This window comes from Phyllobacterium sp. 22229 (genome assembly GCF_052056495.1).
GTDB lineage: Bacteria > Pseudomonadota > Alphaproteobacteria > Rhizobiales > Rhizobiaceae > Phyllobacterium > Phyllobacterium myrsinacearum.
The window spans coordinates 196,552-218,912 of sequence record NZ_JBQEPA010000008.1; the positions used below are offsets into that span (position 1 = coordinate 196,552).

Genomic DNA, 22,361 nt, shown 5'->3' on the forward strand with positions numbered 1-22,361 from the left:
ATGACGCATGTATCTACAGATTGAAGTTGCCGTGAAATAACGCTATTTAGCCCTATTACAATTCATGAAATGAATAGGTCACCCATGCGTTCGCGCCGGTTCCTGCCTTCTCTGAGCCTACTCTCTGCCTTCGAGGCGGTGTTGCGGACGGGATCGACGGCGGCTGCCGCGCGGGAACTGAACCTCACACAAAGCACGATCAGCCGACTGGTGCAGAACCTGGAGGCCCAGCTCGGGCGGCCGCTTTTCGAGCGCTACCGCCAGCGCCTCGTCGCGACGGATGCCGCGACGGCCTATGGCAAGGATGTTTCGCGCGCGCTGAATTTGATCCAGCGGGCGAGCCTGGAGTTTACAGCCAATCCCGGCGGCGGCACGCTGTCGCTCGCATTGTTGCCAGCGTTTGGCACCCGCTGGCTCGCGCCGCGGTTGGGTGGTTTCCTAAATGAGCATCCTGGCATCACGGTCAACCTCGCCACGCGGCTGAGGCGCTTCAACTTTGCAGCTGATAGTTTCGATGCGGCAGTCCATTTCGGTACTGACGACTGGCGCGATGCGGGCCACATGAAATTGTTCGATGAGCGCCTTACGGCTTGCATCGCACCGTCGCTGCTCGAAACGCACCTCGTCGTCTTGCCCGTCGATATCCTTCGCTGGCCACTCCTTCAGCTCGAAACCAGACCGAGCGCATGGCAAATCTGGTTTGAGGCGCAGGGGGTAAGCGTGCCTGTCACGACGGGAATGCTGTTCGATCAGTTTGCTACCATGACCCAAGCGGCGATTTCGGGGCTCGGCGTTGCACTGCTGCCGGATTATCTTGCGGCTATCGAAATCCGCGAACAGCGCCTGGTGCCGATCCTGCAGGCATCCGTGCAAGGCACCGGCAGCTACTGGCTGGTATGGCCGCAGGATCGCGCCCATTATCCACCCCTCGAGGCGTTTCGCATCTGGTTGGCCAGGCATATCCAAGACCTGGGGGTGGTTGATGAGCCTCGCGGTCGCCGCGCCGGCAAATAGATTATTCAAAACGCCGGATGATGCCAGCGTGAATGTCCTGATTGTCTTCGATCATCCAAGGCGCGCCGCTTCCGCGGCACTGTTCTCGATCAATTCATATCGGACTGGAACGGCGCTGGTCATGTGTCGAACCCAGCGGAACTTCGAGCAGAGGGTCCGGTCCGCGTTCCACGACGTCACACCGCCGACGACGCCGAGCGGATCGGCGAAGATAAGTATGCGTAGGGCGAACGAGCTTTAAAGCGTTAATATCTTGATGCAATGCGCCTTAGACCGGCCCGTCGAAAATTGAGCCCGCCAGCTGCTGGCGAGCCTTCCTTCGCAGCGCGCTCCAGGCCAGTCCCTTGCCGAGGTAGTCAAACGGGATCGGCGGCCATTTCCGCGGTGTCCGGTTGACGATCCAGAAATCCGTGAGGTCGCTGCTGACGTCGTTTAGCATGTGGGAGACGGTCTGGCCGTGCAGATGGTTGATCGCCAGCCCATGGCCCCAGCAACCGCCGATATAGATGACGCGCCCGTCGCCGAGTGTCGTCAGGTGCGGCACCAGATCCATCGTCCCGGACATGTGCCCGCCCCAGCTATGGGCAAGGCGGATATCGCGCAACTGCGGGAAAATCCGCTTGAGATGTTGGAGCGAAACCTCTCCACCCTCCGCGCTGGCCGTCGGCTCCATTTCGCCGAACATCGAGTGTCCGCCGTAGTAGATCCAGTAGAACTGGATGCGGCCATCGGCGGTGGGCGCCATGTAGTGGAAGAGGTCGAGCGTGCTTTCGATCGCATTGCCGCGCTGCCAGCCTATCGCCTGCCATTGTACGGGTGTCAGGCGTTCCGTCACCGCGCCGCGCGCGAAGACAGGAGATTGAACCCGGCGCAATTCGCGCCCGACCGGGCCTTCCAGCATGTGGGTGAAGGCGTTGGTCGCGATCACCGCCTTGTTAGCAAAAATCTCGCCGCGCGGCGTGACGATCCGGATGCCCGATGCCTGGCGTTCGATGTGAATGGCGGGGCTGTTCTCGTAGACATGCGCGCCGGCGGCTTCCGCGAGCCTTTTCAATTCGCGCACTTGCTTGCAAGGGTTGAGCAGGCCGAGATTGGGATCGAACAACGCGGCCTTGAAATTCGAATTGCCGGCAAACTCCGCCTGTAGGTTGGCCCCGTCCATCCACTGCAGCCCCTGCATGCCAAATTCAGAATACATCGTCTGCAGGGCGTGGACGTCGTCCACCCAGCGCTCATCGAAGGCCACCCGCATCAGCCCCGGATGCCGGTAGTCGGACTGGAGTTGATGGCTTTCGATGATCTCTCGTGTATAGACCATGGCGCGCAGACAGTAGTCGAACGCCGCTTTCGAGCGTTCGAGGCCGTACTTCCGCCGAATGGTGAACTGGTCCATGCCGAACTGCGGCATGATCCAGCCGGCGGCGCGACCGCTGGCCCCGAAGCCGACGATCTCGCCTTCGATCAGCACGACGCGGCCGGTGCCGTCTTTCGCAGCATGCCAGGCGGTGGACATGCCGGCGATGCCACCGCCGATGATGGCGACATCGCAATCGATCCGCCCTTCCACGGCACGGTTTGGGACATACATGCCGTAGTCATGCAACCAGAAGGATTTTCCCGAATGGGGCGCTGATCCGTGAGCCTCCATGACCACAGTGCCTCGCGTCAGTTGGACTGGGGCAAGTAGGCGACGGCCGTCGTCTCGACGCGGATCGCCCGGCTGGTGAAGCCGACGACTTCCATGCCCGCGACCGAGGGGCCGTCCTCGCCGTAGAAGGCCTGGCGATGCGGGAAGAGCGTCTCGTTGAACTCGTCCGCGCTGACATTGTAGTAGATGGCTTCGCTGACCACATCGCGCGGCGTGCCGCCGAACTTTTGCAGGATGTCGGCGAGGATCTCGTAGATCCGCTTCATCTGCGCGGCCGGGTCGTCGGCATGGATTTCGTTGCCTTCGTCATCCGTGGAGGTCAGACCGCCGATGAAAAGATAGTCGCCGGCCCGAACGGCCATTGACATGCAGTAGTGTTTCTCCATTTCCGGGAGCATGTGGAAAAATAGCGGTTTCTTTGCCATGTCAGATCCTGGTCGCAAATTGCAGATATGAGCAAGTTTATGCGGTTTCAGTCGGTGCCGCGTCAGCCAGTGAGACCGGGCGGCGCCTTGAAGCGCCGTGAGGGCGCTGGGTTTGAGGCAGAGCGCAATTCAGTTTCCACCTTGTCCGCAGTCAGCAGGCCAGACTCGATTGCGCCGTCCATAAAGCCTACCCAATTTCGCCCGAGATAGTCGCCGGCGAAATGGACATGGCCCTCAAGCGTCTTGAAGGCCTTTGCGATGCGCACGTTCTGCGTCGGCCGCGGCATGTGCCAGGTGCCAAGCGAGAACTCGTCGTTTGCCCAGTCGTGCCCGGTGGTCGAAACGGCCTTCAGTTCGGGGTGAAGGCTGGCAAGCACCGCGTTTACCTCGTCGAGGTTCTTCGGGTCGAAAGCCGCGCCATCTGTGCCGAAGCCGACGTAGATGCGCGTTTCACCCTCTATACGGATGGGGTTGAGGAGGCTAATCGGTGCGCCGGGCGGAGCGATGACGGCATGGCCGGTGGCTTCGCCTTCCGTGCGGAACAGCACTTTCATGCCCTTTGCGGCATGTTCCTCGCGGGAAAGGACAAGCTTGTCCTCCGCGAGCGTTGGCGTGAACCGGATGTTTTTCAGGCAGTTCATCGGGACGGCGCAAACCAGTTTCTTCGCCGTGAAGCGACGGCCGTCGCGGGTCGTCGCCGTGACGCCGCGCTCGTCCTGCACCACGTCGACGACGGGGGAGTTGAGGCGGATGTCGAGATTGGCGCGCTCCGCCATATAGGTGATGAGGGAGGTAACGCCGCTATCGACCTTGTAGCGGGCGAGGCAATCGATCATCAGCCCGATATCCCAGCCGGAAATGGACCACCAGCGCAGTTGCGACAGGTATCCGGACTGGTCCAGCGGTGCGTTCGTCTGGGCGCTCACCTCGGCGGCGAAGGCCGCTTTCTCGAGCGGTGAAAGCCCCATCCGGTCGAGCACGTCCTGAACGCTCAGCGTGTCGAGTTCCTCAGCCTCGGCAATCGTATCGAGGCTGTAGGGCCTGTCCATGCGCGGACCATCCGGCGTATCGCCGGCGAATTTCTTCCAGGCACTTTGAAGGATCGCCCGGAACTCGCTGAACTCGATGTCCTGCGGTTTGCCGTCTACCCAGATAGTGAGCGGCGGCAGCCAGGGATCTTCATGCAGCTTCAGGCCTGAGCGGGCGAATTCCGCCCAGACATAGGGCTGGAACCAGTGGATCCACGTACAGCCCAACTCGACCTTGTGGCCGTCGAGGTCCGACGTCCAGGCGCGCCCGCCGATGCGATCGCGCGCCTCAAGCACGACGACCTTGCGGCCGTTGTTCTTCAATTCGCGGGCCGCTGTGACGCCGGCGAAGCCGGCACCAAGCACGATGACGTCGAAATCGGTTTCGTGGTCCATGCAAATCCCCCTCGATGTCGGCATGCCGTGGTCGGTGACAGATTCGCCGATGCGGCAGTTTCGATCCTGTAAAAACCGTAAGGTCGGCTCCCCAAGCGACCAAATTTATTATTCAGAGTTATATTATGCTTGGGTATATGGCAAGCATACGTTCCGTGTCAGCGCGACATATTCCATGCCGTTTCTAGTGAAGGATGAGCGAAGAAGGCGGGCATGGTACCGTGAAGCGCTGGAAAATACCTTTATAATCAATCGGTTGATGTAGCATTCTTAAGATAAACCAAAACTTCCTCTGGCCGGATGCAACAGAGGGAAGCCTTCAGCGTTTCACGTTCCCTTGCCTTCTAATTCCCGTTTTGAATAATTACTGTTGTGAAACCTACTCGAAACAAGAGGTCCCGCAGATGAAGCGCTTTCGTATTGGTCAGATCGTTCCAAGCTCCAATATTAAGATGGAAACGGAAATTCCGGCACTATTGCGGGCTCGCGAACTCGTCTCGCCAGAGCGCTTCACTTTTCATCCTTCCCGCATGCGCATGAAGCATGTGGCTGCAGAGGAATTGAAGGTAGACCGCCTGTCAAAGCTGGGTAGAGATGCGACGCCGCTGCCCCGTTAGAAATGCGACACTGGCTCCGGCAATCAGCCCCCGACCGGACCGGCTGGTCCGGGTTGCAAGGGCTGGCCGGGGCGGGTGACTGACACACCTCTTCGGCTTTAGCTTTGAGACGCCTCACTCCGCAGCTTGCCGTCGCGACAGTGCTTTCTGGCGCTGTGCGATTACTGCCGGATCGTTCATGAAATCCTTCCGCCGGCCCGGTCCGCGAGCCCGTTTGACGTTGCCATTCTTGTCACTGCTGCTCTTCACCTTCGGCTTGTCCTGCTGCTCCTGGCGCTCCTTGATATAGGCCAGAACATCACCCAACCGCTTGTTCTCGGTGATCGCCGCATGTGTCACCCGCTGGTCCTTATCGAACACCTGATAGGGCAGGGAATGTCCCTTCCATCGCACATCCAGCCGACCATCCGCATAGGTATAGGTCTCGACATAGCGGCCAACCAGGCCACGCGTCACCGTGGACTCCTCCAGCATGATCCGCTTGCGCTCAAACGAAAAGGTAAGCTGCGATCCAACATAGCGCTGCTCGCGCTTGCACAGGATGTCAGTCAACCGATCCTGCGCCAAATTCAGCGGCCGATGCAGATCGTCGGAACGGGCAGGGACGATTGCAAAACGCTCGTTGTATTCCTCTATGAAGCCCGGCAAGAACGCATTGCCCGCCTCCATGCTGTCGATGCCAGAAAGCCTGAGCTCCTTGACCAGGCGATCCTGCAGCGTCCGGTTCATCCGCTCAACCCGACCTTTGGCCTGACTGGAATTTGCGCAAAGAATCTCGATGTTTAGCTCGCAGAGTGCACGCCCGAACTGGGTCATGCCCTGACCACCCCTGGCATCCTTCTTCGCCACCCGAAACACCGAATGTTTGTCGGAGTAAAAGGCCACAGGTGCCCCATGTTGCCTAAGGTAAAGCGCCAGCGCCTCAAAGTAGGTGAACGCGCTTTCCGAGCGCACGAACCGCAACTGCATCAACTTGCCGGTCGCATCATCGACGAACACCAAAAGCGAGCACGGCGGCCCGCGATCCTCGAACCAGCGATGCTCCGACCCGTCGATCTGCACCAGTTCGCCATAGGCCTCACGTCGCAGTCGTGGCTGATGAAACGTCCGTCGCTGCTTGCGCGACAGCCAAAGTCCGGCATCCGCCATCCAGCTGCGCAGCGTCTCGCGCGACACCCGCAAACCATCGCGCTCAGCAAGCTTCTCGGCTGCCAAGCTCGGACCAAAGTCCGCATAGCGTTCGCGCACGATCGCTAGGGCATAATCCCGCACATCGTCGCAAATCCGATTGTTCGATGGCCGACCGATCGCCTTGTGCCGGATCGATGCTGCACCATCCGTCCGGATCCGCTCCAGCAAGCGGCGGACCTGGCGCGTGCTTAAGCCCAGGACATGCGCTGCCGAAACCAGCGTCATGCGTCCGGCGATCACTTTCGACAAAACCTCAATGCGCTGCAGGTCACGCTCGCTCATCGCAATCAATCCCATCCGCAATCTCCCACGCCGTCAAAACGCCGGGAGAGTGACATTCTTACTTTGCAGAAACAGGACACTTTAACTTTGCGGCTACAGGTATTGTCAAAGCTTGTTAGAGGTGCAACGTCGCCAGCCAGTTAGAAATGCGACACTGGCTCCGCGATCAGCCCCCGACCGGACCGGCTGGACCGGGTTGCAAGGGAAGGGAGGGGGCGGGTGATGATGCTCCCCTTGGCTTTAGCTTTCTCAGTAGCAATTGTGCCGTCGCCGGTTGATACTCGCTTGCGCCTGCATAGGGCAGGTAGGGATCAAAGTCACGATGCTTCCGGAAATCAACCTGCAAGGTGACCTCGATGTCGCCGTGCTGTCACCACTTCTTCGCGGCATGCTTCTTTCACTTGCCTATGCTGACGGTGAGGGTGGCATAGGATTGACGGCGACCGGCGCCATGAACCGCAAATTCGTACATTGGGCCGCTGTGCACTTCCTCTGGCCAGGATACACGCATGATGAATTGTTCAGCGTGAATAAAGTCCTCAATGAAAGCGACATGCCGCCGCTTTGGGCCGTGCGGGATTTTCTACACTTCTCCAGGTTCACGCGACGGCGCAAAGACAAGCTGTTGCCAACCAAACGTGGTCTCGAGTTTTTGGCCAAACCGGATAGCTTTTTTGATCAGATAGCTGCTGAATATCTTTATTCCTATGTTCATTACAGGATGGATCGGGAAGGTGTGCTTGCACGAATGCCATGGTGGCATGTCTTTCTCAATGTCATCAACATTCAGGCACGAAACGGGTGCACACCAGACGATCTGATGGCGATCTTGCATCCCAATGCCATTCCCGGAACGATCGATGCTGTGGAGCGGAAGATGGAAATAAGCTACGATATTCTGCGCCCTTTATGCTGGCTCGGCCTCATGCGTGAGGATCGCGACGGTCTGACCATTCTGCAGGATGGCACCTATTACAAGACACCACTCTGGAATGCCTGCCTGACGTTGGAATCCGACAATCAGAAAGAGTTTATAAGCATTAACCGCCTGCACTAGTTCGGTTATTCCATGGCACCTCTTTGCGAAAGGGCCTGCTGTCTGCGTGCCTTGACTGCTGGATCATTCATGTAAGCCGTGCGCGATTTGCGTGGTCGTTTCTGATATCCATTGCCGACACTGCCATCGGGAACACCAAACATATGATCCGTCTGGCCGGTGCGGCGTGGACCGCTCTTGCTGCGTTGCTGCTCACGTCCGGCCTGCATCTCGGCGACGATCGACAGCATGTCGTCCAGCCGCTTGTTCTCGACGACTTCCGCCCGATGCACCGATCTCAGCTTGTCGAAGGTTGTGTACGGCAGGGTAAAGCCCGCATTCATAATCTCCAGACGTCCATCCGGATAATCACAGACAATCACTTTCTTTCCCGCCAGAGATTTAGCCATATCCGTCGGGTCGAGAATGAACAGAACCTTGTCATAACGCAGCGTCAAAGCTTGTGACAGGGTCTGGAAAAGCTCTCCCAAGTGCATCATGCCGTTGATGAGGCTATCTGATTATGCTGCTTCCTGCAAAAGTGTAGCAAAGACCTCGGCTGGTGTCTTGAATCCAAGACACTTGCGCGGGGTTGCGTTGAGATCATGGGCGAGGGCAGTCAACTGCGCCTGGTTGACCTGCGTCAGGTCAGTGTTGCTGGGTAAGTAACGTCGGATGCGCTTGTTGATGTTCTCAATAGCACCTTTTTGCCATGGCGAGTTTGGATCACAAAACCAGCTTCTGGCCCCCATTCCATCCTCCAAAGCCCTATACCCCATGAACTCGGAACCACGATCAAAGGTAAAACTGCGGCGTGCGTGATAAGGCAGTGCAGCAAAGGTCTGAATGATTTTGTTCATGATAGGCTTTGAGTGCCGACTGTTGTTTTTGATGATGACGCAATAACGACTTTTGCGTTCAACAAGCGTCATGACATTGGCTTCTCCAAGGTCTCGTTCAAAGATAATCAAATCACCTTCCCGGTTCCCAAATTGCAGGCGATTGCCAACAAAATCCGGGCGTTGATGAATGCGAAACGCTTCTGGAATGCGGGAACTGCGCGATCATCTGGTACCGCGTGGGCAGCGTTTTGTTCGCATCCCGGCCAGGTGTTCATACAGCTTCAGAGCGTATTCTTCCTTTGAATAGATTCGGCCGCAGATCTGTTTCGGCGACCAATGGGCTTCCAATTGTTCAATGACAAACTTGCGCAGCTCTGGATAACGTCTGAGCTTGCGCAACCGTGTTCTCCGGTCTTTGCTGATATTGTCGGCAACAACGCTATGATAGCCATTATAGTCTGGTATTTCCGTGTCCTGAAAGCTGTTGCGCCTGATCTCGCGATAGATCGTCGAGCGATGACGACCCATCAGCCGCGCTATATCGCCGAGAGGGACTTTGAGCTGTTTAAGCTCGAAAAGACGGCGACGTTCACGCAAAGTGATCTGTGAATAGCAATTCGACATCCAATTTCCTCCATGGCTAACCTGATGAATTCATTGGCATGTTGCAGTTTAAAATAGAATGTACCCCGGCTACAGGTATTGATCAGATAACATATATTATGGAACTGAGTAATTGATTTCATAATGAGGGATATTCGGCCAAATGCAAGGCTCTTGTCTGGACCTAGAAGATTTGGGCACCGACGTCGCGTAGCTATTCCTACCTGCGGCGGTGCTCCACGCCGAAGTTATTCGGTAGGGCTGTTCACTTGAATAGGACAATGCGGATCTTTGCACACGCCGGTATCGCATAGACGGCAGGATCGATCACAGGTTCGATTATCAAACGGAAGTTTAGAGAGAATTTTTTTTACCAACCCCTCCAATATCTCCCGCTCCTTATTATCCAATACGCTTAGAGCGTTTTCGAGAAAATGCCGCCGATCCGTCAAAATGGAATTTCGGATAGCCTCCCCTCTTTCCGTCAGAGCAAGATGGATAAACCTGCTATCATCAATTGCCTTTGTTTTGGTGACGAGTTGGTCAGCCTCAAGGCGCGCCACGACCCTTGTAGCGGCCGAGTGAGTCTCTACGTCGAGACTTGCGCGTAGGTCTTCGATGGTCGGATGCTCACGCGCTCCGATCTGATTTAAGGCGACTGCTCCGCCTTCTGAGCAATGCGATTTTTCGATCGCACGTTTCTTAAGTTCGTCAGCGATCACTAGGGCAAAGGCCCCGACTATGTTTGCAAGGTAAGACATCTGCACACATGCAGCAAATTTATTCTACTTTGCGAGCTCACTCCGTCGAGGTCGAACGAGATTATCGTTGTTTCGGAAGCATGCGATTCGGCTCTGTTATCCGCTATTGAAAAATTTCAATCATGCCTTTAATCACCAGAAGTATACCGATCAAGGCCAAGCCTATGCCGCTGAAAGTGTTGTAATTTATCCGACTGAACGCTTTTGACTTAAAAACTAATACGGCGAGCAACGCGTATCCCAGAATTGATATGACATCAAGAATTATGAAAATGGTTCCGTAGACTGCTGACTGAAATACCACATTGAAATTGGGATCGATAAATCCCGGAAATAGTGCGGCAAAAAATATAATGGCCTTCGGATTGCTCACACAGGCGATAAAACCACTGAACATCGCTTCAAAGGTCCCACCGGATGTTCTTCCTTCAGAATGAAGCGCTGCTTTGCTAGCCTGAAAACTCTGTTGTGCAAGGTAGAGGATATAAATGCCGCCGGCGACTTGCAGCCATGGCAAAACAGATGAAGCCATCCCGATGAGGAATTGCAGACCGATTGTCGCGATGATTATGTGGACAACTGATCCCATTGCGTCGCCCGCAACGGTTAGAAGTGCGGCACGTGGCCCATATCGCATGGCTTGACTGGTTGCGAGCGCGCAGGATGCACCCGGCGTACTCAAGATGACGAGCGTTGCTGCCAGAAAGCTAATGAAAAGAGCTTCCTTCACCTACAAACTCTTCTATATACCACGGACCAAAGCGCGTTTGAGCCAGCGGTCTTTGCCATCATAAGTAGCCTTAAATTGGCTGCGTGAATGCACAATTCTTTTGTTGTCGACGATAATTAGTTGTCCGGGTCTCAGCCGGACGGCAATACGCATCGCCAAGAGGGCCTGCGTAAGAGCTTCAAACGCTTCGTCGAAAGGTTGGCCGACCGGCTGGTACAGGTCGATATCGTAGCGCAGGAGTTTGGCGGTTGGACCGTCGAAAATCGCGAATGGCTTATCTTCATCCTCGACGTCGCCGGTGATATTGGCGTCTAATCCAACCCGATAGTTTACAGTGGTTAGTCGTGTGTATTGGTCTGCGGTGAGCAGATTCAGGGCGTATCGAGAATCATAAAGATGTGTTTCAGCTTCTCGCGTCTGATCCTGGCGGACGCAGAAAAGCATCAGATAGTCCGGAGGATTTTCAACGAACGCAAGCTCGGTGTGCATTTCCAATGTGACGTCCGAACTTCCGGATGTTTGTTTGTCCCTAAATGCTTGGATCGGCATTATGTCGTGGAAAGCTCGGCCGTCGTTCTGGTGAGGAAGACTTTGGACTGCGCCGACTACCTGTCCAACAAGTGCCAACATCGCTTCTGCGTAATAAGGACCTTCATAGTGCGCCGAAAGTGATGTTGGTGTCGGTGGCGCAAAATCAGCAAGGTCAGTCGAGATCAGCGCATATCCGTTTTCTACGAGTTCCGAGCGAATATCGAAGATTGGGGCCGGACCCAGAATCTGAGCACTATTCTTCGCCATTAAGGCTTCATAGTGTGCGGTGTCGCTGTGCGGATCGACTAGGAAATCCGCCGGTTGCGCTTCGAAGAATTCACGAACTTGCAATCTAATCATGATTTGACTCCTCGCTGATCTAAGCGGGCACGTTCCTAGGTATGACCGAATGGAGATTTCAAGTGCAGCATCAGCTCCTCAAGAAACGCCTGGTCGGGTTAATGCAATGTCGTCAGCCCGCGAGGTGTCTCGATGACTGCATGAAACCGGCAAGTTTTCCCGGCGATCACAATCGGCGGATTGACAATACCGATGTCGTTATAGAGTGCGACGATCTCGGACGGGTACGGATGTTCAAGCACAAATTCCTTCAGTCTCATTCCCTGATCCGTGAGATTTGTCGCAGTCGGCGGCGCTCCTCCGAGATCGATTATCGACGGCATAGTGCCATCCATTGGCAATTTACCGCTCGCGGGCACGGAAAAGTTGAAATGCCCATCAAGCCACCTTTTTTCCCCTAAGACTGGGCCATGGGCATTCAGAATTCCGTCAATATCATGTGTACGGGCGACCCAACCTCGCAGCCGCAGGCCTTGCTCCCATGTGGCTCGGACCTCTTCCGTATCGTCTAGACCGAACCACCTGCGCCCGCTTGGCGGCGGAGCGGCAGGGTCCACCGCAATCACTTCAAGATAGCAGTCTTCACCCAAGCGGACGTGCCTGTTGTGTGTCCCCATATCGTTGTGGGAAGCGCCATTGATCAACTCAATGCCCAAACATGAAGAGACGTGTTCAATGCCCTCCTCAAGGCTGGGTGCTATGACTGAGATATGATCGAATAACAGCATTTACATTCTCATTTTTGGCACTTCGGGGATCACGCCCCAAGCGCGGCCATATTGTGCAACCGAAGCCTACAACACCGACCGGGTGGCGACAGTGTCAGGCAGCTTTCAGATACCGCTTGATGTGTTGCACGCCGATATCGTCTCCGAAGGCGTACCACAGGACGTCGGGACCAATTCCGTACGCAAACTCGCCATAGACTACAGCTTTGCCTATACTCCGGCGGAGTTCGGCCAAGCGCTGAAACTGATAAGCGACGAGCCTGAAAACTAGCAGCGTTGATAACCGGTCTTGTGCCGCTCAACGAGACTGCAGCAGCATTTGATCGCCTCACGGGAACACCGACTGAGGTGAAAGTGCTGATCGACGTTCGTGGTTAGCAATCCAAGCGCGGTGGGAAATGCCGGCAGGAGCGGCAATTCTCATCGCGATATGACTCCACCGCGGTAGATCTTTGTGATGCTTCAAGGTGTCCCGCGCGAGCGCAGGATGGCGCCAAACCCGCCAATCAACGTGTGTTTCAGCTCTTCTCGAAACGTCTCGTCCGAAGCAGCAGAGGCCGAGAAGCAAGCAAGCATCTCCCTACTGGCCACAGTCATCGCAATCGAACCCGTAAAGGCGAACAGAAGGTAGTTCGGATCGAACGGCCTGCCGTCGACTGACGGCTGAGATGCCTGGAAGCCGGGCAGGAGCGCGTCGTGTATCGGTTTGGCGAGCCGTTCAAAGATGTGCTTGAAGCGTTCATCCTGCTGGGCTACTTCCCTTAGTATGAACTGCGCGAGATGCGGTGTGTCGCAAACGATGTCGACAAGGTGCGACATGATCTGCGGCAGATAAATGCCTTTTGACAGATTCTCGGCTTCATAGGCCGGTACGGCCTCCAGGCTACTCGCGAGTTGATCGGCAACGCGATCGATGACGGCACGCCACAAGTCATCCTTGGATCCGTAATTGTGGCCGATCAGTGCAACGTGGACGCCAACGTCGGATGCGATCTTACGCAGGCTGGCGGCATCAAATCCTTCCCTGGCAAAGTGCGACAGTGCGGTATCGAGAATCTGATCCGCTTTCGAAGGCTCGACAGGCCCGATAGGCCCGATGCCCTTGCGTGGCCGGCCTCTGCCTCGGGGTGTCTGCACGGATGACATCACGTCTCCTGTGTGTGGCTTGGCTGGTAACTGTAAACCAATTTAATGAATTATTCGACAAATGTCTAATTCATTCGTGCGCGAGGTATAGCAAGCGAAATATGTGGAGGGTCAGCCGTAAGCAGCAATGTCCGGACGCTGAGTAGCGTCGCATGGTAACGCCCTTCACGGTGGCCATCCGGCCGCCGCTTCATACGACTGCGTGAGCGGAAGGTAAATCGACCGGCGGCGTTTATGCCGATTGCCGCTGGTCAAAAGAGAGTAAATCCACACAGGGCGATCGAAATAATCTCTCTAAAGATCCTGTGCCGGCCAAAAGCATTGCGACAGACGCGACCATGTTAGAGTTCCGCTATCATCATCTTCTACTTCTATTGATCCTGACCTCACTGCGGCCTGTGCCGGAAGGCCTGGACCGGAGTTGCTTCTAAACGCCGCATTCAGCGTGAGCGTGAAGGACGCGAAGATCGTCACCGTATACGCCGCGACCACCAGGGAGCGTGATGCTTCCAGTGCATTCACATCCGGCCGAGCTCAGCATGTCAGCTATCTGCGTAACCGGATTTCGATTCCGCCCGGACACAAGTCCGGCAACATCGAATGGCCGAAGTCCAAGCCTGATCCGAAGACGGATTTCGTGTCGGTCGAGCAGCAGGTGCTGGACCGAACCGCCTTTGAACATGAGGTCTCTCGCAAACGCGGCAGCAAACCGCCGGGCATCGGCGTCTTCACTCATGGCTACAATACGAACTATACGGAAGCGGTCTTCCGGATGGGCCCAGATGGCTTCCGATTCAAATACCGATTCTTCTCCTTTCCTGTTCGCTTGGCCGTCCGAGGGAAGTTTGAGTGGTTATGTCGCCGACAAGGACGCGGTCACCTACTCCTGAGACCAGTTGGCGAAATTGCTGACCTCGCTCGCTGGCAAGCAGACTGACGGTTCGATCACGGTTGTTAGCCATAGCATGGGAGGATGGCTAACGGCAGAAGCGGTGCGCCAGCTTCGCATAACCGGAAAGAACAAAGTGTTCCGGCGTCTTCATGTAATCCTCGCAGCGCCTGACATCGATGTGGATGTGTTCAGCGCACAGTTGGCGGCGATCGGTTCGCTTTCACCACCCATGACGGTGCTGGTCTCGCGTGACGACAGGCTCTGAGGGTTTCCGAGTTTCTGTCGACCGAGCGTCAACGACAGGGGGCAGGATCAAGGTGAACGATGCGAAGGTTGAGGAAGCTACCCTTAAGGCCCGCATCCAGGTGGTCGATATTTCCGAACTTGAGACGAAAGACAGCTTCAAGCACAACCGATTTGTCGCGATCGCTGCACTCTATCCGAGGCTCAACGCAGCCGGAATGGATCGATCGAACCCGGACGTGCGGCAGGCGGGAGCCTTCGTTTTCAATGCAGTCGGAGTGGCCCTTTCGAGTCCGTTTCTGCTTGCGGGGAAGATTGTGGGCGGCGAATGAAAACCAGGGAAACTGGACTGCGACGGCTTCGTGGACGAAGGAGCTGCGGTCGGGTGAAGTTTGGCAGCCGAAGGTAGAGCATCTGATCTCTGAGGTGGTACCGGTTTCTGAGACAGGGGCATAAGGTGGGTCGCCCAATAAAAAGGACGATCCAGCATGAAGACACGCAGACGGTTACGGCCGAGTTCAAGGCCAAGGTTGCGCTTGAGGCGATCCGCGGCGAGCGGACGATCTCGGACCTGGCCAAGGCGTTTACGACAAGGCTGCGCATGCGCAGGTCGGCCGGGAAGCCGAGGTGACGAAGGTGCACGCCAAGATTGGCCAACTCGTCGTCGAGCGGGATTTTTTGGCCAAGGCCTTCGATCGCTGAGCCTGGATCGGAGGAGAATGATGATTGATCCCGATCACAACCGGCTCTCGATCCGCCGCCAGTGCGATCTGGTTTCGATCTCGCGGGCGTCGTTCTACCGACAGCCCGCCGGCGAGACGCCTGAGAACCTCGAACTGATGCGCATCATCGACGAGGCTTTCATGGAGATGCCCTGGTATGGCTCAAGGCAGATGGCGCGGCACCTACGGCGCCAGGGCTGGTGCGTGGGCCGCAAACGGGTTCGTCGGCTGATGCGCAAGATCGGTCTGTCGCCGAAGACCAACGCGCCGCATCCGCGGCACCGTATCTATCCCTACCTGCTGCGGCATCTGGCGATCGAGCGGCCGGACCAGATCTGGTGTGCCGACGTGACCTACATCCCGATGCGGCGTGGCTTCCTCTATCTCGTTGCCATCATGGACTGGTTCAGCCGCAAGGTGCTGGCCTGGCGGCTGTCGAACACGATGGATGTCGAATTCTGTGTCGCTGCTCTGGAAGAGGCGATCGCTCGGCACGGCAGGCCCGACATCTTCAACACGGATAGTCAAAAGATGATAGCCAGTTCACCAGCTTCGCCTTCGCGACGACGCTGAAGGACGCCGGCATCCGCATCTCTATGGACGAGCGCGGCCGCTGGATGGACAACGTCTTCATCGAGCGGCTGTGGCGCAGCCTCAAATATGAGTGCGTCTTCCTCAGCGCATTCGAAACGGGAAGCGAAGCCCACAGCGGCATCGGTTCCTGGATAGACTATCACAACCATAAACGCCCACACTCGACCTTCGGCTTCAGGACGCCCGACGAAGTCTATGCTATGGCGGAAATGACGGAGCAGTTGGCGGCGTAGAAAAAACCCCGATCCACCTTAGCCAAGCCGCCAAACTGTCTCAGCAAGCGGGTCCACCTCACTCCCACCATGCTACGGGCAGGTGGCTCACGTCTGCGTGGCCACCAGCGCCATCCATAGCCGGAAGCATATTATCACGGCCCATCTACTCGTCTTCTGGCTTCGCACTTGACTCTGAAACGATTCATCTTAATATTCGACAAGTGTATAATTAACTCAATTTTCATGAACATGAAATTGACAAAGCGAGGAAGCCCACATGGGAGCTGTAGAGGGAAAAGTAGCACTCGTAAGTGGGGGTGCGCGCGGTATCGGAGCCGCGGTTGTGCGCCGCCTGGTCGAAGAAGGTGCATCAGTCGTCTTTGGTGATGTTCTCGATGGCGACGGCTGCAATCTGGCGGAGGAACTGGGCGAGAGGACCCGTTTCGCTCACCTTGATGTCACCAATGAGAGCGAATGGGATGCGGCGGTAAAGCTGGCGCAAGATACGTTCGGCGGGCTGGATATCCTCGTGAACAACGCTGGCATCGTCAAATTCGGCTCGATACTGGACGTGAGCGTCGAGGACTGGAGCGCCGTGATCAATGTCAATCTGAACGGTGTTTTCCTGGGTATGCGAGCCGCCGCGAAAGCTCTTGTCGCATCCGAGCGCGGGTCGATTATCAACATATCCTCTATTGCCGGATTTATCGGGATTGAAGCGCTTGGTTCCTATAATGCCTCCAAGTTCGGCGTGCGGGGCCTCACCAAGTCGGTCGCACTGGATCTTGGACGCTATGGCGTCCGGGTCAATTCCGTGCATCCCGGTACGATCGAAACACCAATGACGGCAGATATGCCGCCGGATCAAAGACACGTTGCTCTCAATCGAACGGGCAAGCCCGAGGAAATCGCCAACATGGTTCTGTTCCTCGCCAGCGATGCGTCAAGCTTCTCGACCGGCTCCGAGTTTGTCGTTGATGGTGGGGAACTGGCTGGTGTGATCAATCGGCTGGGCTCGACGGGCTGATCGGCCTGCGCGTATCGTTGTGGCCGAGGGTGGCGTTGCGGTCGTGAGATTGCGATGTAGTTGAGCCCTAAGCCATCCGGCACAGGCGCTACGATGTCACTCTGCTTGATGCGGACATGGCGCATATCGGGAAACCGATGCCGCACACCATCGCGACTGGCACCCGCGATGGTGTGCGGCAGAAGGTCGCTTGCATTGCTGAAGCCAAAAACGCTGGCTCTGTGAATCAGCCCGGCGAGAGGCGTGGGCTGAATCGGGAGAACAGAGAAGTTGTGGTTGCGCCGCTCTGGCCACTGCAGGTAGGCTGCTCCTTCAGATCGCCGGCTTCCCTACGACGTGCTGGTCATGGCGCTGGGGCAGCCAGGCGAACGATTTCGGCACGCCGGGCGTGCTGGAGCATTGCTACATAATCGATTCGCGCATACAGGCCGACAGCTTCAATCAGGAACTGCGCGTTCGTTTGCTCCAGAGCGTGGCGGAGCAAACAGATCTGTCCATTAGCATCGTGGGCGGCGAAGCGACCAGCGTCGAACGGCACGTTCGATCCCATCAAGCGAGACGATATTCGCGACGACTTCGCGCGCTGCCCGTGGCGCGAATCGCGTTAACCACAATCGCGAGCGCCTCGGGGCCGACATCAATAACGACCATCCTCCCCTCGTTCGGAAACACGAGGGCAGTAGCACGACCAATTCCACTGGGCGCACCCGTTGCCAACGCAACTTTTCCCCAAATATGTCCCATATGTCAGATATTCTTTTCGATTTCACCTTTCCACGGCTTTGATCCTGGAGTGTATGAAAGACAATCAACGCACCGTTTTCCGGGGGTGACTATTTGCGATAAACAACTCTTTCCGCCAATCTCCGGGCGGCTTCGGAAAAGATTCAATGTTGATCCACCTCGGGGCCGTTCCACTAGAACAGCTTGCTGACCCTCAGCAGAAAGGACGTATCAGCTTCGAAGCCACCGTTGACTTCAAGGTCCCTGTTGACCTGGCCAAGAACCTGTAGCGTCGGGTTCACCCACCATGACGCTGCAGCACGCAGCTGCTGGCGGTCAGAGTCGAAACCATTGGCAACTCCGTTCAATTTCTGCTCGCCACCCCAGAAACCACCCCAACCGGCCGAGAACGAAAGTTTCGGCGTCGCCGCGTAGCTGAGCCAGAGCTGGGCAGAATAAGTCGGATCCTGTTCCAGAATACCGCCTCCGCCGCCGGAATTCGTGTTGTCCCGGTAAAAGGAAACGTCCATCGATCCTTCTAGCAACCATTGAGGTCCCAGACCGTACGCACCATTGAGCTGCAATGCGTATGAGGTGCGATTGCTGCCAACGTTCAGGGCATCGCCGGGTTCGTAGTTGCCGGTCGGAACGACAAGATACGTCGTCATGTCGAGATGACGATTGGTATCGGGGTCGCTGTAGAGCCAGTATGTGAAGGCGAGCGTCGTATCACCGATCCCATTTGCGTCATTGAGCGGGGTGCCTGCGAGATTTGCATCCCTTAGATCGACATAGGGAACGATGCCTGTGACCAGAGCAGGATGACCCATAATATCGAAATAGTAGGTCAAGCGCTGTGAAACGGAAAGCGTCTTGAGATCGCCACCGACCTCATCCCCGTTGAGATAAGCGGTGTTCGATTTGCCGTAGAATATATACGTCGTCCAGACAGCGGTTCCCGCCGGTGCGGGCACAACGTCATAAGGCTGGATGTCCAAAGCATCAGCCGTACCAGCCAGTCCAGAAAACAACACGAACTGCCCCACCAGTGCGAAATTCAATTTCCTCATTTAGTCCTCCCAAAAAGATTTCCTGTGTCGCCCGGGATGAAGCCACGTCGATCGCGTCGCGCTACACCGTGGACTGCGTCGCAGCGCCCACCCAAGCAGGTCTTGCCACCCACTCGAACCTCCTTTCGAGTAAGCAGAAACCAGCCGATCATTCCGTGGCTGCAAAACCGGCCCGATTTATTTGCGTAGCGTTCGCTTCTGCGAGCGAGCGCGCCTGAATGTCGGCATGGGCGGGAAGATGAAAAAACGATTGACGAACAACAATCGACATTACGAGAATGTTCTCTGGGAGAACACGAGGAGGATATTGCACGTGAATGTCATCAGCGAAGGACCGTACAAGGATGTGAGGGCGCTCGCTCGCGGTCTTAATGTACTAGAAACACTCAGCGAGTTGGGATGGACAAGGATCGGGATACTGGCGACCCATGTCGATATCGACCGCTCCTCGCTCTACAGGATCGTCAGCACACTGGTCGGACTCGGCTACGTGGTGCGCCGTCAGGAGGACGGTGCCATCGCGTTGACTGCGAGACTGGCTCATATCGCCGACGGCGTTAAGGACGACGACGTCATCGCCCAGACGGTCGCACCCTATCTCCGCGAACTGACCCGTGACGTGCTCTGGCCATCAGATTTCGCGAGCTTCATAAGAGGCGCCGTGATCATACGATGTTCGACGCACAAGTTCAGCCCAATGTCGATACATCGCCGCGTCGTCGGCAAGAAGCGCCTGCTCGTGCGTTCTGCGCTTGGACAGGCAATCCTGTCGGCAATGACGCCCAAGGAGTTGACGGCATCGCTTGCTATTGTCGAAAGCCAGGGAGGCCCCGACGCCAAGGATATCATCAACCGGACGTCACTGACCCAGACGCTCAATGCCACACGTGATGCCGGCTACGCCTCCTCCTCCGGTCAGATGGAAGCCAACATCAGTGCGATCGCGCTACCCGTACATGGTCCTTTTGGGGTGGTTGGCGCGATCAACATCGTCTTCTTTCGATCCGCAATGACTACCACGAAAGCCGCAGAACGGCATCTTAACCGGCTCCGAGGCTGCATCAGAGACGTGGAGACCGCGATCGCGAGTCTGCCTAGCTGAACCCGCTGTTCTCTCTGCGAACAAATCCTGGAATAACGTTGCCGCAGTCTTCAGTCTGTCGGACATTCCAAGAGTGGGAGACCGGCAGGCTGGTAGGTATGATGCCTCTGTCGGTATGGACGTCAGGGAGGATTGTCAATGCATGAATTCAACGTAGCGCGCTATTTCGCGCGTCGTGTTGGCAGCGGCTCGGCAACTCCGATTTCAACGGACTTCAAATGTGACATTGACCGCCTTTGGCAGCCGGTGCTTCGTCCTAGCTTGACCATCTTTCCTAGACTTTCTGCAATTACTTCGATGCGGTGCTGCCGCAACAAACCTCAAAATATTCGAACCATGCGAATCGACGCGTCGAAGCGACATGCGGCGGCACCAGAGCGGCTTTTTCAGTCAGCCCCGAAAAGAAACTGCCGGCGCGCTCAGGTCTCCTGAACACGCCCGAGCTCGGCTGAGACGACATCGATACCGCAACTCATTCCGCGCGAATGCGCGCAAGACAAGACGAGTTCAGCAGACAATTAGTGAGAAGGAGACTAACGTTGAACGATATACAAGTTCGTGGCCAGGTCGAGAAATGGATGACGGCATTCGAGGAAGCGCTTTCTGCAAAGGGCACGCAATCTCTGAAAGAGTTGTTCGCCGAAGTGTCGTACTTCCGGGACAATGGCGCACTCACCTGGGACTTCCGGCAGTTTCACGGCAGGGATGCCGTGATCGAAGCTCTGGTGTCCGTCGCGGACGAGGTCCGCCCGCATAACTTCAGGATCTCGGAAAGCTGGCCGGCTCCGCATTTCCTGGATGTCGGCGGCTCGACTGTGGTCGAGGCATTCTTCGATTTCGACACTGCGTTCGGTACCGGCGTGGCGCTTTTCAACGGCGTCCCGGACGACCAGTCCCCATTCGGCTTCGAGGTGCGAGCGCTGTACACTCGCCTGGAGAGCCTGAATGGGACAAAGCAGCCGGAACTCCACCCGCGCGGAAGCGGCTTCACGCCGGATGTGCCCGGACAGACATGGAAAGAACACCACGCCCTGACGCGGCAGTTCATTGATCGCGATCCCGAAGTTCTGATCGTCGGCGCGGGGCAGGCAGGTCTCGTCGCGGCCGCCCATCTCGAACAACTGGGCGTCAGCCCGCTCATCATCGACAGGAACGAGCGCGTCGGGGACAACTGGTACAAGCGCTATGGTTCGCTCGTCCTTCATAACCCCGTGGAAATGAACGGATTCCCCTTCCTACCGTTTCCCAGGCATTATCCGGAGTATCTACCGAAGGACGTCGTGGGGCAATGGCTCGAGATCTATGCGCAATATCTGGATCTCAACGTGTGGACGTCGACCGAGTTTCTCAATGCCAAGTACGACGACAAGGCCAACCAGTGGACGGCGAGCATCAAGCTGGCGGACGGCAGCACGCGCACCCTTCATCCACGCCACATCATTCTTGCGACCGGCGGCATCGGTGGAAAGCCGTCGGTTCCGGAGTTTCCCGGTCTTTCGACTTTCAAGGGCAAGGTCTTCCACTCGGCCACCTACACGCAAGCATCCGAACTCGGAGCCAAGAAGGCGATCATCGTCGGCGTGGCGACCAGCGCGCACGATATCGCCGGCGATCTGTACAAGAACGGCGTCGAAGTGACGCTGCTGCAGCGTAGCCCTGTTGTCGTCTGCAACGTCGACACCGCCAATCTGGCCTATGCCGGCTATATCGATCCGAACATTCCGACAGAACTGGTCGACATCCGCTACGGTATCGGCCTGATCAACCCCATTCGCGAACATCTCAGCCAGAGCTACCACAAGATCGCGACCGGGATCGATGCCGAATTGCTGAAGGGGCTGACTGCGGCCGGTCTGCGCCTGGGCGATGGCGTCAACGGAATGGGCTGGCTCGACCTCTTCCTGAGAACCGGCGGCGGCTACTATCTGAACAAGGGTACATCCGAGATCATTGTCGACGGCGGCATCAAGATTGAACAGTTCGCCCGCGTCGTTGAGTTCGTTCCAGACGGGGTGAAACTCGACGACGGCACGATCATCGAGGCCGATCTTGTCGTTCTTGCGACCGGTTACCAGAATCGCAAGGTCGAAGTTGCCGAATGGTTCGGCGAAGACGTCGCAGAACGTGTCGGCGATATCGCCACACTCGATGCGGAGGGCGAATGGGCCAACATCTGGGGACAGACGGGCCAGCGTGGCCTGTGGCTGAACGGCGGCGGCATCAACCAGATCCGTCCGGGATCAAAATGCCTCGCACTCCTCGTCAGAGCCGATCTCGACGGTTTGATCAGCGAGCGGTTTCGTCGCCCGCCCAAAAACGCGGTCACGAGCGCTGTCTACAAGCCCGCCGCCTGATCGTGTGACCAATGCTCGGAGCATCGTTCCCATGGATGGAAAATAATGGCTCGAATCTGCTTCTGGCAGTTTTCACAGACC

Annotated in this window: 20 protein-coding genes and 3 pseudogenes; 11 read left to right on the top strand and 12 right to left on the bottom strand. The window is 56.6% G+C overall.

What is annotated here, in order from left to right; genetic code table 11:
• The first annotated feature begins 84 nt into the window (after positions 1-84).
• A complete protein-coding gene (locus tag ACTJJ7_RS12140; RefSeq protein WP_353574450.1) occupies positions 85-1,014 on the top strand; it encodes a LysR family transcriptional regulator in 930 nt (309 codons plus the stop codon).
• A gap of 268 nt (positions 1,015-1,282) precedes the next feature.
• Here the strand turns inward: ACTJJ7_RS12140 and ACTJJ7_RS12145 are convergent, their stop codons facing one another.
• From ACTJJ7_RS12145 to ACTJJ7_RS12155, 3 genes are all read right to left on the bottom strand, one after another.
• Entirely contained in the window at positions 1,283-2,617 is a 1,335-nt protein-coding gene (locus ACTJJ7_RS12145; RefSeq protein WP_353574449.1) for an NAD(P)/FAD-dependent oxidoreductase, read from the bottom strand.
• A gap of 62 nt (positions 2,618-2,679) precedes the next feature.
• Complete coding sequence (locus ACTJJ7_RS12150) at positions 2,680-3,087, bottom strand: RidA family protein (protein WP_353574448.1); 408 nt, start codon at positions 3,085-3,087, stop codon at positions 2,680-2,682.
• Positions 3,088-3,149: 62 nt separating this feature from the next.
• On the bottom strand, positions 3,150-4,511 hold the full coding sequence (locus tag ACTJJ7_RS12155) for a flavin monoamine oxidase family protein (RefSeq protein WP_353574447.1): 1,362 nt from the start codon (positions 4,509-4,511) through the stop codon (positions 3,150-3,152).
• 404 nt (positions 4,512-4,915) lie between these two features.
• Here ACTJJ7_RS12155 and ACTJJ7_RS12160 point away from each other — a divergent pair, with 404 nt between their 5' ends.
• Entirely contained in the window at positions 4,916-5,128 is a 213-nt protein-coding gene (locus tag ACTJJ7_RS12160) for a hypothetical protein (protein WP_434782065.1), read from the top strand.
• Between the two features lie 114 nt (positions 5,129-5,242).
• On the opposite strand, the gene ACTJJ7_RS12165 is transcribed toward ACTJJ7_RS12160, so the two are convergent.
• Positions 5,243-6,616, bottom strand: a complete 1,374-nt coding sequence (locus tag ACTJJ7_RS12165; RefSeq protein ID WP_353574446.1) for an ISNCY family transposase — start codon at positions 6,614-6,616, stop codon at positions 5,243-5,245.
• A 307-nt stretch (positions 6,617-6,923) separates the two neighbouring features.
• Here ACTJJ7_RS12165 and ACTJJ7_RS12170 point away from each other — a divergent pair, with 307 nt between their 5' ends.
• Positions 6,924-7,658 carry a hypothetical protein gene (locus ACTJJ7_RS12170; RefSeq protein WP_353574445.1) on the top strand — a complete coding sequence of 245 codons (735 nt, stop codon included), beginning with the start codon at positions 6,924-6,926 and terminating at the stop codon, positions 7,656-7,658.
• Positions 7,659-7,663: 5 nt separating this feature from the next.
• Here the strand turns inward: ACTJJ7_RS12170 and ACTJJ7_RS12175 are convergent.
• The 6 genes and pseudogenes from ACTJJ7_RS12175 to ACTJJ7_RS12200 form a co-directional block, all read right to left on the bottom strand.
• Positions 7,664-8,113 (bottom strand): annotated as a pseudogene (locus ACTJJ7_RS12175) (ISNCY family transposase); the annotation flags it as partial.
• Positions 8,114-8,158: 45 nt separating this feature from the next.
• Positions 8,159-9,103: pseudogene (locus ACTJJ7_RS12180) on the bottom strand (IS30 family transposase).
• A 227-nt stretch (positions 9,104-9,330) separates the two neighbouring features.
• A complete protein-coding gene (locus ACTJJ7_RS12185) occupies positions 9,331-9,843 on the bottom strand; it encodes a MarR family winged helix-turn-helix transcriptional regulator (RefSeq protein ID WP_353574443.1) in 513 nt (170 codons plus the stop codon).
• A 103-nt stretch (positions 9,844-9,946) separates the two neighbouring features.
• Entirely contained in the window at positions 9,947-10,573 is a 627-nt protein-coding gene (locus ACTJJ7_RS12190; RefSeq protein WP_353574442.1) for a LysE family translocator, read from the bottom strand.
• 12 nt (positions 10,574-10,585) lie between these two features.
• Positions 10,586-11,464: a TauD/TfdA family dioxygenase gene (locus tag ACTJJ7_RS12195; RefSeq protein ID WP_353608078.1), complete on the bottom strand. Its 879-nt coding sequence runs from the start codon at positions 11,462-11,464 to the stop codon at positions 10,586-10,588.
• A gap of 98 nt (positions 11,465-11,562) precedes the next feature.
• Positions 11,563-12,192, bottom strand: a complete 630-nt coding sequence (locus ACTJJ7_RS12200) for a VOC family protein (RefSeq protein ID WP_353574440.1) — start codon at positions 12,190-12,192, stop codon at positions 11,563-11,565.
• 91 nt (positions 12,193-12,283) lie between these two features.
• Here ACTJJ7_RS12200 and ACTJJ7_RS12205 point away from each other — a divergent pair, with 91 nt between their 5' ends.
• Positions 12,284-12,463, top strand: a complete 180-nt coding sequence (locus ACTJJ7_RS12205) for a hypothetical protein (protein WP_353574439.1) — start codon at positions 12,284-12,286, stop codon at positions 12,461-12,463.
• Positions 12,464-12,654: 191 nt separating this feature from the next.
• On the opposite strand, the gene ACTJJ7_RS12210 is transcribed toward ACTJJ7_RS12205, so the two are convergent.
• Positions 12,655-13,338, bottom strand: a complete 684-nt coding sequence (locus tag ACTJJ7_RS12210) for a TetR/AcrR family transcriptional regulator (protein ID WP_353574438.1) — start codon at positions 13,336-13,338, stop codon at positions 12,655-12,657.
• Between the two features lie 445 nt (positions 13,339-13,783).
• Between ACTJJ7_RS12210 and ACTJJ7_RS12215 the strand changes: the two genes are divergently transcribed.
• From ACTJJ7_RS12215 to ACTJJ7_RS12235, 5 genes and pseudogenes are all read left to right on the top strand, one after another.
• Entirely contained in the window at positions 13,784-14,275 is a 492-nt protein-coding gene (locus tag ACTJJ7_RS12215; protein WP_434782057.1) for a hypothetical protein, read from the top strand.
• Positions 14,244-14,495 (top strand): alpha/beta hydrolase, encoded by a 252-nt coding sequence (locus ACTJJ7_RS12220; protein WP_440967230.1) that lies wholly within the window; start codon positions 14,244-14,246, stop codon positions 14,493-14,495. The genes ACTJJ7_RS12215 and ACTJJ7_RS12220 overlap by 32 nt, the downstream gene beginning before the upstream one ends.
• Before the next feature lie 52 nt (positions 14,496-14,547).
• Positions 14,548-14,805, top strand: coding sequence for a hypothetical protein (locus tag ACTJJ7_RS12225; protein WP_353574437.1), 258 nt, complete (start codon positions 14,548-14,550; stop codon positions 14,803-14,805).
• Positions 14,806-14,954: 149 nt separating this feature from the next.
• Positions 14,955-16,022 (top strand): annotated as a pseudogene (locus ACTJJ7_RS12230) (IS3 family transposase).
• A gap of 259 nt (positions 16,023-16,281) precedes the next feature.
• Positions 16,282-17,031 (top strand): SDR family oxidoreductase, encoded by a 750-nt coding sequence (locus ACTJJ7_RS12235; RefSeq protein ID WP_353574436.1) that lies wholly within the window; start codon positions 16,282-16,284, stop codon positions 17,029-17,031.
• Positions 17,032-17,948: 917 nt separating this feature from the next.
• Here ACTJJ7_RS12235 and ACTJJ7_RS12240 read toward each other — a convergent pair.
• On the bottom strand, positions 17,949-18,824 hold the full coding sequence (locus ACTJJ7_RS12240; RefSeq protein WP_353574435.1) for a transporter: 876 nt from the start codon (positions 18,822-18,824) through the stop codon (positions 17,949-17,951).
• A 226-nt stretch (positions 18,825-19,050) separates the two neighbouring features.
• Here ACTJJ7_RS12240 and ACTJJ7_RS12245 point away from each other — a divergent pair, with 226 nt between their 5' ends.
• Positions 19,051-19,926: an IclR family transcriptional regulator domain-containing protein gene (locus tag ACTJJ7_RS12245; RefSeq protein ID WP_440967203.1), complete on the top strand. Its 876-nt coding sequence runs from the start codon at positions 19,051-19,053 to the stop codon at positions 19,924-19,926.
• 539 nt (positions 19,927-20,465) lie between these two features.
• Positions 20,466-22,280, top strand: coding sequence for a flavin-containing monooxygenase (locus ACTJJ7_RS12250; protein ID WP_353574433.1), 1,815 nt, complete (start codon positions 20,466-20,468; stop codon positions 22,278-22,280).
• The last annotated feature ends 81 nt before the right edge of the window (positions 22,281-22,361 follow it).